This window comes from Staphylococcus sp. 191 (genome assembly GCF_011174885.1).
In the GTDB taxonomy this organism is placed as follows: Bacteria; Bacillota; Bacilli; order Staphylococcales; family Staphylococcaceae; genus Staphylococcus; species Staphylococcus coagulans.
Window position 1 is genome coordinate 1 of the sequence record NZ_PNRJ01000007.1, and the last position, 12,674, is coordinate 12,674.

13 protein-coding genes and 2 pseudogenes are annotated in these 12,674 nt (G+C 30.8%); 12 read left to right on the plus strand and 3 right to left on the minus strand.

Annotation, left to right across the window (positions count from 1 at the left end):
* Window positions 1-1,283: 1,283 nt before the first annotated feature.
* Together istB and istA are read right to left on the minus strand one after the other, a co-directional pair.
* Window positions 1,284-2,041, minus strand: a pseudogene (gene istB / locus C1H58_RS06590) (IS21-like element helper ATPase IstB).
* Window positions 2,041-3,324 (minus strand): annotated as a pseudogene (gene istA, locus C1H58_RS06595) (IS21 family transposase). Before istA ends, istB begins: the two co-directional pseudogenes overlap by 1 nt.
* A gap of 294 nt (window positions 3,325-3,618) precedes the next feature.
* Between istA and C1H58_RS06600 the strand changes: the two are divergent.
* Both C1H58_RS06600 and C1H58_RS06605 read left to right on the plus strand, forming a co-directional pair.
* Complete coding sequence (locus C1H58_RS06600; protein WP_235433145.1) at window positions 3,619-3,909, plus strand: hypothetical protein; 291 nt, start codon at window positions 3,619-3,621, stop codon at window positions 3,907-3,909.
* Between the two features lie 159 nt (window positions 3,910-4,068).
* Window positions 4,069-4,251, plus strand: a complete 183-nt coding sequence (locus C1H58_RS06605) for a hypothetical protein (protein ID WP_050331186.1) — start codon at window positions 4,069-4,071, stop codon at window positions 4,249-4,251.
* Between the two features lie 138 nt (window positions 4,252-4,389).
* On the opposite strand, the gene C1H58_RS06610 is transcribed toward C1H58_RS06605, so the two are convergent.
* A complete protein-coding gene (locus C1H58_RS06610; RefSeq protein ID WP_165545715.1) occupies window positions 4,390-4,728 on the minus strand; it encodes a YolD-like family protein in 339 nt (112 codons plus the stop codon).
* 194 nt (window positions 4,729-4,922) lie between these two features.
* Between C1H58_RS06610 and C1H58_RS06615 the strand changes: the two genes are divergently transcribed.
* The 10 genes from C1H58_RS06615 (at window position 4,923) to rpsO (ending at window position 12,628) form a co-directional block, all read left to right on the plus strand.
* Window positions 4,923-5,480, plus strand: a complete 558-nt coding sequence (locus C1H58_RS06615; protein ID WP_165545716.1) for a CPBP family intramembrane glutamic endopeptidase — start codon at window positions 4,923-4,925, stop codon at window positions 5,478-5,480.
* 13 nt (window positions 5,481-5,493) lie between these two features.
* On the plus strand, window positions 5,494-5,928 hold the full coding sequence (locus tag C1H58_RS06620) for a hypothetical protein (protein WP_165545717.1): 435 nt from the start codon (window positions 5,494-5,496) through the stop codon (window positions 5,926-5,928).
* Entirely contained in the window at window positions 5,918-7,147 is a 1,230-nt protein-coding gene (locus C1H58_RS06625; RefSeq protein ID WP_165545718.1) for a radical SAM/SPASM domain-containing protein, read from the plus strand. Before C1H58_RS06620 ends, C1H58_RS06625 begins: the two co-directional genes overlap by 11 nt.
* Before the next feature lie 175 nt (window positions 7,148-7,322).
* Window positions 7,323-8,144, plus strand: coding sequence for an ABC transporter ATP-binding protein (locus C1H58_RS06630; RefSeq protein WP_165545719.1), 822 nt, complete (start codon window positions 7,323-7,325; stop codon window positions 8,142-8,144).
* Window positions 8,145-8,159: 15 nt separating this feature from the next.
* Window positions 8,160-8,909 (plus strand): hypothetical protein, encoded by a 750-nt coding sequence (locus C1H58_RS06635; protein WP_165545720.1) that lies wholly within the window; start codon window positions 8,160-8,162, stop codon window positions 8,907-8,909.
* A gap of 10 nt (window positions 8,910-8,919) precedes the next feature.
* Window positions 8,920-9,555: a Crp/Fnr family transcriptional regulator gene (locus tag C1H58_RS06640; protein WP_165545721.1), complete on the plus strand. Its 636-nt coding sequence runs from the start codon at window positions 8,920-8,922 to the stop codon at window positions 9,553-9,555.
* Window positions 9,556-9,926: 371 nt separating this feature from the next.
* Entirely contained in the window at window positions 9,927-10,271 is a 345-nt protein-coding gene (gene rbfA / locus C1H58_RS06645) for a 30S ribosome-binding factor RbfA (RefSeq protein ID WP_050331176.1), read from the plus strand.
* Window positions 10,272-10,351: 80 nt separating this feature from the next.
* Entirely contained in the window at window positions 10,352-11,269 is a 918-nt protein-coding gene (gene truB / locus C1H58_RS06650; protein WP_050345722.1) for a tRNA pseudouridine(55) synthase TruB, read from the plus strand.
* A gap of 15 nt (window positions 11,270-11,284) precedes the next feature.
* A complete protein-coding gene (gene ribF / locus C1H58_RS06655) occupies window positions 11,285-12,256 on the plus strand; it encodes a riboflavin biosynthesis protein RibF (protein ID WP_016424927.1) in 972 nt (323 codons plus the stop codon).
* A gap of 102 nt (window positions 12,257-12,358) precedes the next feature.
* A complete protein-coding gene (gene rpsO / locus C1H58_RS06660; protein ID WP_016424928.1) occupies window positions 12,359-12,628 on the plus strand; it encodes a 30S ribosomal protein S15 in 270 nt (89 codons plus the stop codon).
* The last annotated feature ends 46 nt before the right edge of the window (window positions 12,629-12,674 follow it).

The window sequence follows — 12,674 nt, forward strand, 5'->3', positions numbered from 1 at the left end:
TTGTAATACTATATAATCAACTAAATAATATAAGTAATTATAACGTTTTCCGAATCTATTGATGAATGCTATTTTTTAATGCATTTCTCGATATGTGAATATGTATTGTATTTACAGGTTCTTACATATGTAGTGAATAGGTTTTTAAATACGTTAGTTATAAAGTGATATGAATTGATGAGAAGTGTATAGCTAAAAAAACACTGTAATATCAATTTTTATAAGTGTGGTGTATATTCTCATGGATTGAGGTGACTTATTTATAGATAGATGGGGACTCCATTGTTACAGAGAGTCAGTATTTTAATAATAAACCGCTTCTAATTTATACAACTCTTCCCACAGTCCCAATTAGGCGCTATTTGTCATAATGACATACATTAAAATATTAAAAAGTAACTAATGATTCTATAGAAAATATTAATCAAAATAGATTAATTAAACGGATTTCTTTTGGTTATAAAGATTTCCGTCGTTTTTGCAATTGCATATTTTGTGTTCAAGATTTTATGCATCTAAAGCATATTAGCAGCCTAAAAGTACTTAACTTTCAAATATTTAATATGGTCAGTACGCTTTGATAAAGAGCTATTATCAATATGACAGATAAAAACCGTATTTTTCTTAAAAGACAGGATTAAGTAAACCGTTGCTTAATTTATAGAACTAGATAAACGTGTGAAAACAAGGTGAGTATACTATGCGAAATAACACTAAACCTTGTGATTATTTGAGATTGCCGAAGAATCAACAAATATTAAATTAACAACTGAAAATGAGACAGGCGGTAGAAAGCTTAATGTGTATTATAGGCTGCTCAGCCTTTGTAAGCAAACGGAACTTGTTTTTAGATTTAGCAGGCTATCAGACTACTTATTTGAGTCTCACCGCGCCTAAAGCCAAGTGTAGTATTATTGAATTAAGGGAAACTTTAGTTGTTACATGGTAAAAGATTTAATTATGGTACTTAAAGCTATAGATTACACGAGGAATATAACGATATGTGGTATTTTTTAGTGTGGTGCTAATACCTTTCTTCCGTGATTTAAGGTTGAGACCCCAACCCCGTATTTATACATTACTAATAAAAAACGCGTAAAATCATTCGAATAAAGAAACGACAAAAGTATTTAAATGTCAAGAAAAGTAATAATTAGACTTACAATCTTATTCTTGAGAAAATATTGAGCCCATTAGTGCTAAGGTCATCACAGGTTAGAGGACTGTACATATAAATGTCAAAATAAATATGTACAATTTTGCTTAAATAAGAATGTACAGTTTTATTCTTTTTCTGAAGGGAAATGATTTTTTAATCTATAAGACTTTCCAACGATAGAGACGATTGAGGCATGTTGCAATACGCGGTCTAAAATTGCGTTCGCTATCTTAGTATCTTGGAATACCTCATCCCATGCTTTAAAATTAATATTCGTGGTAAGTATAGTGCTTTTCTTTTCATATCGACGATCAATAACTTGAAAAAACAACTTTGCGTCTTGAACATCAATTGGTAAATATCCGGTTTCATCAATAATTAAAAGCTTGTATTTACTATAATGTTTAAGCCTAGTTTCAAGCCTCCCTTCATTGTGAGCCTTACGTAAATTCTCAATCAACTGCTGACACTTTATAAAGTAGGTGCTATTTCTTTTTTAGCAGCAGCTATACCTAATGCGGTTGCGAGGTGGGTTTTACCCACCCCACTAGGACCTAGAAAAACGATATTTTCTTTGTTTTCTATAAATCTTAAAGACATAAAATCCCTGATTTGCTGTGGATTAATACTCGGTTGAAACTCAAAATCAAAACTACTAAGCTCCTTTTGAAATGGGAATACCGCCACCTTAACCATAGATTGAATCATATTTTTTTCTCTTATATCCACTTCATAGTTCGTAAGCTTAATCAGAGAATCGATAATAGAACCATCATTCCTAATATTAAAATCTACAACTTCATCCAGATGTAATATCATTTGTTTCATTTTTAGATACTCTAAATTATCTAGGAGTTGTCTGTAGTTAGAGTTCGTTTTCATCATTCATACATCTCTCCAATGGCTTTTAAATTTTCTTTCGCTAAATCGTCAATGTCTGGATAATATGGGGATGATAATTGAAGCGCTTCAATATAATGTTCTTCTTTATAATTCAACTTGGCGTTACTTATAGAGTGGCACGCTATCAGCTTCATGTTATAATATACATGTAGTTCATGGTTGAACACTTGTAATTGCACGCGCTTTCCGGCATATTCAGATGGTATTGAATATTGATTTCCTTGAAACGTAATCATATTAGAAGCGTTAACTTTTACATGTTGTCCAATTATTCTATAGGAGTCTCTTACTTTTTCCGTAGGAAGTGGAAGTAAGTGGCTCTTTTCTTTTTCTAATTCAATAATCGGTATTTTTCCCGTACCCTGGTGTAGCTGATAATTTACTCTTTGATTCAGTTTTGAGATATATTCATGAAGCTCAGACAAATTAAATTTGCCTTGATAGGCATGGATTTCATCAAGTAGTTTCATAGAAGCTTCAACCTTACCCTTTGTCATAGTTCTTCCTGCTATACATGGTCGGACTTTTGTTCCCATATCATGCGCGAATTGTTCGAATCGACGATTGATTTGACCTTTACTGAATCTCGTACGGGGCTGATCCATCACTGCTTTCATATTATCTGTGAGTAGTTCTTTAGGAACCCCACCAATCATTTCAAATGACTGGGTTAAAAAAGACTTCAGTATTTCTTGTGATTTTGTGGTTGAAATATTAAAAATTCGAAATCTAGAGTAAGACAGGATTAACATGGCGATATGAACTTCAATGATATTGCCGTCTTTTAACCTAAATTTGATGTTTTCTTTCCAGTCCACTTGTGCTTGAGTGCCTGGTGCTGTTTCGTAACGTGCAACGCTTTTAAGCGTTTTAATTTTAGCCCCGTTTTAAAATAATCATTAAATGCTTTGTGTTTCGATATATAACTTCTAAAAAGTGATTGAGAACACTCTAAGCCATGATTATCTTTGAGATACTGCCATAATACTCTTTTATAATAAAAGGTTTGTGGACTTTCTTCTGATAAAAGTAGTTGAATCACATTGTAGTACTTATCAACTTTTGAAGTTCTTTTTCGAGAACTTGACGGTGTGAAACCTTTTAAGTATTTGTCGATTGTCTGTCTATCTTTACCAAGATCACGAGCTAACTTACTTTTATTGATTTTCATTTTTGCACTCTCCATCATTTCTTTCAGTTTTGGTAAGTTTTGAAAGGCTTGTAATTTTAATTTCTGTATCTATTTTGACTGTATAGTTCATAATTTCACCTCAATCAAATTATGATTAAAACAGTCGTTTTTGTACATACTTATTCAAGCGAGAGTGTACATTTTTAAATTAGCATTTATAATAGATATGGAAATAGAAAATATTGGTGTAAAGATTTCTATGTAGATACGGTTGGCTGATTTTCTCAGTGCCCTTATAAGGGCTGGTCAGTAACAGAAGCTTTCAGCCGAAGAACAAACCACCCATTCACACGGGTGGTTTTGATTTAAATCTATGTTTATACAATATAAGAGAAAAATATTATTTTATAGGAAGGTGAGGCTCATGGTTAGAGCAATACGTATCGTTAATGCTCTGAACTATTTATTTTTAATTTTAGGAATAGTTATTTGTTTAATTTTTACGAAAAGTGTTGGAGACTTATTGATTTATTTTGGCGCAACATCATTAGCTGCTGGTGTATTTTCTGGTTGGCATATTAGCGCCGCAGATACAAAACTGAGAAAAGTTGGGTTAACGTGGTTTATAGTAAATATGGTTAATTTATTTGTTTTGATACCATTGATTATTTTTTTACTATTTTTCGGATTAGGATACTTTTCAGGGAGCAGATAATATGAATAAAATTAATAAAATACTTTTTTCTTTTATCTCTTTGATATTATGTTTTACTTTTATTGTGGAACCAGTTAGCGCAAAGCAAACAGTAATTGACGACGCATAGATAAAAAAGACCAAGAACTTTATGCTGAAATAATACAAGAAATAAACGATATGGAAAAATACATATCTCAAAATAGTTTGGGAGATAAATATGTAAATGAGGATTTGGTTGCTAAAGACAATTTATCAAAGCAAAAGAGAGATTTGCTTAAAGAAATGGTTTTAAGTTACAATCAGATGGCTAGCGATAACCAACAAACAAATTACGCATTTATCAAATATCACGGCAGATAAAGAAAAGCGTAGAGGTGATTCGATCACGAATCATCTCTACGCTATTATTTTGGGATTTATGTCCCAGGCTCTTTTCGATATTATATAGAACGTAAAAAGATAACGAGAATCAGTACCACGTTCATGAGTGATTTGTATTTACTCTTTGATTTCATCTATATTCTTAATAAATCCTTTTATGTTTCGCATATAACCGTCTTTCCAATAGTCTACGGAAACGTAAAAATTGTTGTATATAGCAAACTGAATTTGTTGATTTAAATGTAACACTTGTTCATCAGTCAGCAATGGCTTATGTACTTCATTTTGATTTTCTTCATACTCACTTATCAGTCTGTATTGGTCAGGTATAGTCTTAAAGGGTTGCCATTTAACCATACCTCGATCCTTAGATATTCTGGGGTTAAGATATCGTCTCGGTATTTTTCTGTAATCAGTTTCATATTGATATTCTGGTGGTAAGTTTTTATCAATCATGGTGGCACCTCAGAATATATTATAGAACTTATGTTCGGTTTGCATAAAATGAAAATAACTAATTGTGATACACCTCGTTAAAATTAGTTTTTACTTGTAAATTATTAAAAACAACTAAAAATAATTATTTATTTGTGATAGAAATCACTGAAATGAATTTAAATAAATGGGATAATTTATTTAGGTGGTAAACAATGAAAAGTAAAAAAATGGTAATTTTGGAAGTTGTAACTGCTTCATGTACAACTATCTTTTTGTTTGTTGTTTTTGCTATAGTGTTTTCAATATTATTGGGGCAAAGACTTGAATATATTTCTGGTACTTCCTTGTCAATGCTGTTGGTTTTCTTGTTATTACCGGCATTGACATATAGAAAGTTCAATTTGCCTATTAAATTTTTTAACAATGTGTTTAACTGGAAATATTTAGTGAGATTAATCTTTTATATTATATTGATTTTTTTGAATTATCAAAATAAAGAATTTCTGGTTGCCATGTTAATAGTAGGTTTGTCAGAGGAGTTTTTCTACAGAAAGATTATTTTAGGTAGATTACTAGAAATTTTCAATGTCTCTACTTCATTAATAATTTCTTCACTCTTGTTCGCAGTTATTTTACATAACTCAGAAAGTTTTATTATAAATATCACATTACGCATGTTTTTAGGTTTAATTTTAGGGGCTATTGCTTACAAAACTAAAGATATTAAAGACACAGTATTTATACATACAATATACAATCTACTAGTTTAAGGAGGATTTTAAAATGAATAAAATTATAATTATGTATGGGATAATGATTGCGCTAATAGCGATAAATATTTCCATATTTCCCAGCTTAAATGTCTTTACTTTTATGTTGATGTTAATAATTATACCTTTGGTGGTTATTATTGTTTTTAATATTTTAATTTTTAGCTCAGAAAAAATAAATCATGTAGCTTTAATTTTAAACACAGTGATTTCAACAGCTTTGCTAAATATTCCTAGCGTGATAAAAAATGACGACATAGCCAAAGTCATAGAAAACTCAAAAAATATACTTTCTGCCGATGTAAAAGTTAGTAATCAATCAAACTCACCATTTCAACTATTTTTTTCATATTTAATACTGTTAGGTATTACTATCGGTATATCTTATTTCGGAATAAACATGCGTGCTAAAAAGATGAGAAAAAGAGGGGAAGATTATGGTCGTTAAACTAAACAAAAATGTCAAACTTCAAACTGTAAATGAGATCCCGATGCTTTTCAATTTGGGTAATAGCTTGATAATAGGGCTTGATAATGAGGGATATTCTTTTATAAAAGGAATGCCATATGAAAAAGAAGAGTTGAATGGGTTTAGCGATAATATTAATTTTCTATTTAAACATATGGAAGGTAATGGCTTTCTTGACGATTATGAGTGTGAAGACGATAACTCTGTTGGTTCAGCGTATTTACATGTAACAAACAGATGTAATTTAAATTGTGTAGGCTGCTACTCAATGAATGACAGCAGAAACATTGCTAAAGACAAAAGTTTAGCTTTCATTAAGAAAGAAGTAGACGAATTAGTAAGACACAATGTGAAGACAATAGTAATATCCGGGGGAGAAACTTTAATTAGAAAAGATATTGTAGATATTTGTAAGTATATAAAAGATAGAGAAGTCAAAGAGTTAATTCTGATTACAAATGGAACTATAGTGAATAATCACGTACTTAAACATCTTAATAAATATGTTGATGAGATTTCAGTCTCTATAGATACTTTTGATAATAAAACAAAGGGATATATTCGTGATGACGGTATTCATGACCGAATAATTAAGAATATAAATAAATTTTTAGAGCACGATTTTAAAGTTAATATACTTCCTACTATACATCAAAAAAATGTAAAGGATATGTATAAATTTAAAGAATTAGCAGATAGGCTTGGTGTTAGTATATCTTTTAGTATGATAACAACTGACAACTCAAATCAATACAGCTCATTAATTTTTAATAAAGAAGGTTTGAATGATTTGTCTATTGCTTTATCAGAACTAAATGGTGTTACTTGTGATGTTAATGCTTATAAAAGTTTAGAAACTAATAAGTCTTGTGGTGTAGGCGATGGAGTTATTGCAATTAGCTCAGATGGAGACATTTATCCATGTCATATGCTTATGTTGGAAGGTATGATCTTAGGCAATTTGAAAGATATTACCTTATCTGATGCAATAGAATCTCAACAAAACTCATTTTTTAAAAACTACATTGTAGACGACTTAAAAGGCTGTAAAAACTGTAATGTAAGGTATTTATGTGGTGGAGGTTGTAGAGCAAGAGCATACTTACATACAGGTGAAAAAGATGGTAAAGACCCTTATTGTGGTTTTTATTATAAATTTTATAACAACTTAATTAAGGAGTTAGAAGAAGCACTATAGGAGGTGATACTATGCTATTTTGTACGAAATTATTTAGTAACAAAAAAGGTTGTGCATCTGGTGGCGTTATAGGAATTTGTATTTCCGCAGGTAAAAATATTAAATCGTGGAGTATTTAAAAGTTTAAAAAGTGAGTGTGCTTTGTGCGCCTCACTTTTTTTAAGAGGTGAGAAAAATGTTGAAAATTACAAATTTAAGTGTTAGTTTTTCAAAAAAAAATATACTAAAGAATATAAATCTAAATGTGAAAACAGGAGAAATAGTTGGGTTAATAGGAAACAATGGAACAGGGAAAACAACACTAATGAAAGCGATACTCGGACTAATAAATTATAATGGTAAAATAGAATTTCAAGGAAGCACAACTTTTCAAAAAAATTCAGTTGAAATGCAACGTATTGGAATGTTGTTACAAGAAGATACATATTTGAATTTAAATGCAATACAAACTTTGAGAATGATTGATATATTAAATAATGCTAGTTTTAAAGAAAAATATACAAGCATTTTAGATGAATATAATTTACCTTATAAAAGAAAAGTTAAAAATTTCTCTTTTGGTATGAAACAAAGATTAAGATTAGCTATAGTTCTAAATTACCCTTATGATTTATTGATTTTAGATGAACCATACGTAGGTTTAGACCCAATAGGAGTCTTAAAACTACAAGAAAGACTGATTGATTTAAGGAATCAAGGTGTGACAATAATAATTTCAAGTCATCAATTATCAGAGATAGATGGCATGTGTGATAGATTTGTTTACTTATCAGATGGAAAATTAACTGAAACAAAAAAATTAATCTCTAAAAAAATTATTTTGACGTATGAAACATTTGATAGCCTAGAACAAATAAAAAGTAGAAAAGGAGTTATTATTAATAACAACGAACTGATATTAAACAATGACACTGAACTGCTGTATGAAGTATTGTCAAAGTTTAAAAAAGAAGAAATGAAAAAAATTGATTTAAAAATCAATCAATACATTGAATAGCAGGAGGGATTCATTATGTTAAAACTCTTACGTTTTGAACTCAATAAGATGGAACATAGTTTAATAACCTTATTTTTACTTTTAATATTACTTTATCCTATTGTTTGGGGGATTATTATAAAAAGTAACCCTAGTTGGCTACAAATAGGAGGGAAAGTTGGAATTACAACTTTTATATTAACGATGGTTCAACTACTTTTTACTTTCAAATTGCACTATATTTTTATTTTGTTCGTATATTCGCAGTTTACAAACCATATCGTGGGAGGACAAATAATATATGAACTTGTACGATTCCCTAATAGAGTTATAAATATAACTGTGAAAATGGTTTTATTAATACTGATACCTTTTTTCTTTGTAACTATATTCAATCTTATTTCGTTTTTAGCGTATAAATTTTTTGTAAAAAATAGTGATATTTATTTAACAGATAAATTTGAAAAAGGTGATTTTTCAGAAATACTAACTCAATCATTTTTCATAGTATTATATTTAATTGTTTTAATGCTAACAATGGTTTTAATATCATTATTTATTAAATCATTTAGCAGTGTTATAGTTGTAATAGTAATTGATATAATTATGTCTGTTTTTCTTAGTATAAAGGATTTAAAAATTTATTTACCTAATTTTGTAGCTTTAAATAGTAATATAGAAGAAATAAGTCGTTTTAATTTGTATATGAACGGTGCAATTGTGTTATCTATTATAGTATTATTGTTTTTATTTATAGTGTTTCGTTACAAAAGATTTAACACATAAGGGGGATTAAATGGGTGCCTTATTAGAATTTATTACAGTTGCCGGTGATACATTAAAATTAAACAAATCGCAAGAAGTTAAATTTGATAATGATGTGATAATAGCTGTAGATGAAGGGGTGTTATTTGTAAAACATTATTATAATAACGGTGAAAGTAGGATAATAAACGTTCTAAAATCAGGCTCAGTACAATATATTGAAAGTTCTTATATGTCAATAAAAGCTAAAAGTAAAATGCGCATGAAAATTATCAACAAAGACTTTTTCAACAGGAATGCAGGAGTAGAAAGTAAAAAAGATTTACGACAGTTGATAACAATTCTTTATTCAAGAATGAACATGACAATAAGAGATACATCTTTTCAAGAGAAGAGCTTAAACTTAATTGCTTGTTTGGTAAAACTTGCAAATACATTTGGATTAGAAAAAGAAAACGGAATATTAATTGATTTAGATTTGACACATAAAGAATTAGCAGAACTATCTATGTTGACTAGAGAAACAGTTAGTAGGAATATGAAGAAATTGTATGCTGATAAATTACTAATCTATAAAAGTAAAAAAATATTCATTTTAAATTTAGAGTGTTTGAGAAGTAAGTTGAAATGTGAAAATTGCCCTAGTATATACTGCGCTTATGGTTAAGTAAGTGCAGTTTTTACGTGAGAAAATAAATTAAAACAAAGACTAACAAGCTGAAAGGATAAATGTAAAATAAATTAAAATAAATTATAATAAATGAAGGAAGTAAAAACGACGAACAAATAGCATGATAATGTATAAATGAGTTATAGCAATACACTTTTCTGTTTGTTTAATATGTTTACAATACAGGAAAGTGTATTTTTTAATGTGGAAGTTCAAGTCTGACTTTAGTGCAGAATATAAAAGATGACCTACTATCTATTTCAAGGCAGACTAGGGCGATGGTAAACTAGATTGACGCATATTTAGGATGTCCTTTATAATGTGTAAATGAGGAAAACGCTACGAATAAAGTGAAAGGAGGCATAACTATGAATATGAGAGCAGAACGTGTTGGTGAACAGATGAAAAAAGAGTTAATGGACATTATCAATAACAAATTGAAAGATCCAAGAGTTGGATTTTTAACAATTACTGATGTTCAACCTACAAATGATTTATCATTAGCAAAAGTTTATTTGACTGTTTTAGGCAATGATAAAGAACGTGAAGATACTTTTAAAGGTCTTGAAAAAGCAAAAGGTTTTATTAAATCAGAAATTGGTCAACGTATGCGACTTAGAATTGTACCCGATTTGCAATTTGAATATGACGCATCCATTGAATACGGTAATCGTATTGAGCAGTTGATTCAAGATTTAAACAAGAGAGATTAACAGCATGCGCTAGAATACGTAGCCTGATTTTCTGAAGGGATCAACGTATTCTAGTTTTTTTGTGAAAAGGAGTAGATGAAATGTACCACGGCATTTTACCAGTAAATAAGCCACGCGGATTAACCAGTCACGATGTCGTTTTTAAGTTGCGTAAAATTCTAAATACAAAGAAAATCGGCCATACTGGCACATTAGATCCTGAAGTGGATGGTGTTTTGCCCGTTTGTATTGGGCAAGCCACAAAGGTCAGTGACTATGTCATGGAAATGGGTAAAACGTATCATGCTGAGGTCACACTCGGTTTATCCACAACGACTGAAGATCAAACTGGTGATGTATTAGAGCAAGTTAGATTACAACCATCCGATATTAATGCTAAGCAAATTGATAAAGTTTTGCAAAAATTTGAAGGTTGGACGACACAGATTCCTCCGATGTATTCTTCAGTAAAAGTAAACGGAAAAAAACTCTATGAGTATGCAAGAAAAGGTGAAACCGTAGCGCGACCGGAAAGAAAAATTTATATTGAACACATTGCACGGTTGTCAGAGTTGCATTTTGAAGATGGAATGATACGTTTTGAAATTGAAGTGACATGTGGTAAAGGAACGTATATCCGTACACTAGCTACAGATATTGGAAAAGCATTAAATGTCCCAGCACATATGTCACGTCTGACCCGAACGGTGAGTGGTGGTTTATCTTTAGAACAAGCCTTAAGTTTGAGTGAAATTGAAATGCTACATGAAGAAGAACGTTTACAAGAAAAACTGTTGCCGATCATCTATGGTCTGAAAGCTTTACCTATATATCAAGTCATGGATGAAGTTTTAAAATTAAAAATTAAAAATGGACAGAAGTTTTTAAAAAATGCATTTGATGTTTCTTTTGACTCCCAAATTGTTATGATAGATGGTGAAACAGGTCGTGTTATGGCCATTTATGAAAGACATCCATCTCGTCAAGAGGAAATAAAGCCTAAAAAGGTTTTTAATTAAAGGAGATTATCGATTATGGAAGTTATTGAAATTACACATCCCATCCAACCTAACCAATATATACAAGAAGATATTGCGTTGGCTTTGGGATTTTTTGATGGCCTACACCGTGGTCATCAAGCACTTTTAGAACAATTAGAAGCGACTGCAAAAGAAAAGGGACTCAAAAAAGCGGTTATGACATTTGATCCACATCCATCAGTTGTATTGAATCCAAAACAAAAAAGAACTACTTATTTAACCCCTTTAGATGACAAAGTTGCTTTATTGGGCGAATATGATATTGATTACTGTCTCGTGGTTAACTTTTCATCGCGTTTTGCAGAAGTATCGCCTGATGAATTTGTTCAGTCTTATTTAGTAAAAAATCATGCACGTGCAATTATTGCAGGCTTTGACTTTACATTTGGTAAATATGGCAAAGGGAATATGGCGATGATGCAAGAATATCAGTCGCAATTCGAATGTATTACAGTAGGAAAAAAAGAATTGAATGATGAGAAAATATCAACGACTGCTATACGAAACGCGTTAAAATCAGGTGATTTAGCAAAGGCCAATGAACAACTTGGATATCGTTATCGTATTAAAGGAACAGTTGTTCAAGGAGAAAAACGAGGCAGAACGATTGGTTTCCCAACTGCCAATATTGAACCGAGTGATGATTACGTTCTTCCTACAAAAGGCGTTTACGCAGTGAGTCTAGTCATTGGTTCGAAAGAAAAAGTGTATAGAGGGGTATGCAATATTGGTGTGAAACCTACATTTCACGAAGATTTGCCTCAAGTCGTTATTGAAGTAAATATTTTTGATTTTGAAGAAAATATTTATGGTGAACGTGTCACTATTTATTGGCATCATTTTATTCGACCAGAGCTGAAATTTGATGGCATAGACCCGCTTGTTGCCCAAATGAATCAGGATAAAGAACGTGCAAAATATTTATTGGCTGTTGATTTTGACGATGAAGTATCTTATAATAGTTAAGTCTATTGATATTAGGATAGAGACCTTTATCTTGGTAGGTTGAGACTCCGACGCCTGACTCAGATAGAGGCACAATTAAAAATTAAAGGAGGAAATTGACAAATGGCAATTTCACAAGAACGTAAAAATGAATTAATTAAAGAATATCGTACACACGAAACAGATACAGGTTCACCTGAAGTACAAATCGCTGTATTAACTGCAGAAATCAGTGCATTAAACGATCACTTACGTATTCACAAAAAAGACCACCACTCACGTCGTGGTTTATTAAAAATGGTTGGCCGTCGTCGTCACTTATTAAACTACTTACGTGACAAAGACATCCAACGTTACCGTGAATTAATTAAATCATTAGGTATCCGTCGCTAATTTTAGAGAGTTAAATTAAGACGAATCAATGGGGCTGGGACAATTA